The sequence below is a fragment of the Brachybacterium sp. Marseille-Q7125 genome (genome assembly GCF_023062615.1).
Taxonomy (GTDB): domain Bacteria; phylum Actinomycetota; class Actinomycetes; order Actinomycetales; family Dermabacteraceae; genus Brachybacterium.
In genome coordinates this window covers 1-610 of record NZ_JALLAL010000140.1, presented here as the reverse complement: position 1 = coordinate 610, position 610 = coordinate 1, and the positions used below count along the sequence as shown (strand labels likewise).

Annotated in this window: 1 rRNA gene; it reads right to left on the bottom strand. The window is 50.3% G+C overall.

The window, feature by feature from the left end:
* Positions 1-610 (bottom strand): 23S ribosomal RNA (locus tag MU407_RS14070); the annotation flags it as partial.

The window sequence follows — 610 nt, the reverse complement described above, 5'->3', positions numbered from 1 at the left end:
CGGACATTCAGTGCTCTACCTCCGTATCTCTCACCTTGCGGCTAGCCCTGCAGCTATTTCGGGGAGACCCAGCTCGCTCCGGTCTCGCTTGGAATTTCACCGCTACCCACAAGTCATCCCCGAGCTTCTCAACTCTCGTGTGTTCGGCCCTCCACGAAATTTTACTTTCGCTTCATCCTGCTCATGGGTAGGTCGCCCGGTTTCGGGTCTACGTCAAGTAACTGAACGCTCAGTTAAAACTCGCTTTCGCTACGGCTCCGCACCTTAAGTGCTTAACCTTGCTACTTAACGTAACTCGTTGGCCCGTTCTACAAAAAGTACGCGGTCACACAAGAAATGTGCTTCCACAGCTTGTAAGTGCAGGGTTTCAGGTTCTATTTCACTCCCCTCCCGGGGTTCTTTTCACCTTTCCCTCACGGTACTATACGCTATCGGTCACTAGGTAGTATTTAGCCTTGGAGGGTGGTCCCTCCTGCTTCCCACAGGGTTTCACGTGTCCCGTGGTACTCTGGATCATATCTAAAGTCTTCTCGTTTAACATACAGGACTATTACCTTCTGTGGTGGGTCTTTCCAAACCTCTTCAATTACGATACCTCTTCGTTATGATA